At 67.2% G+C, this 393-nt stretch carries 1 protein-coding gene; it reads right to left on the minus strand.

Annotated features, from left to right (window positions below; translation table 11 throughout):
* Positions 1-41 precede the first annotated feature (41 nt).
* A partial coding sequence (locus ACSG5Z_RS32890; RefSeq protein WP_503827177.1) for a pyridoxal-dependent decarboxylase occupies positions 42-393 on the minus strand: 352 nt, incomplete at its 5' end.

The raw sequence follows: 393 nt of genomic DNA on the forward strand, positions 1-393 counted from the left end.
ATCGTGGACACGCCCGTCGCCGTACCCGGGTCGACGTCGGACTACCCTGGTGCGTGGAACAGGTCGGCGACCATCGCCACGCAGCGCTCCTCCATCGCCGACGTCGCCGGATATTCGTCCTTGTCGATGAGGTTCTTGTCGAACGTCTCGGCCATGAGCACGTCGGCCTGCGGCTCCATCCACGTGGTGACGAACGTCGCGAGATTCAGCCGCGAACTGCCGTCGAGCATCAGTTCGTCGTGGATGTACCGGTACGCCTCCGCCGGGTCCATCGAGTGCGCCGGCAGCCGCAGCGCCGGAACCGGCTCGCTGTCGATGCGCCCGGTGTACGCCGGTGCGAGGACTCCGTCCGGGTGCAACCGCTTCCGATGGCTCACGTCGGCCTCCGTACTC

Source organism: Bacillus pretiosus (assembly GCF_051294775.1).
GTDB lineage: Bacteria > Bacillota > Bacilli > Bacillales > Bacillaceae_G > Bacillus_A > Bacillus_A wiedmannii.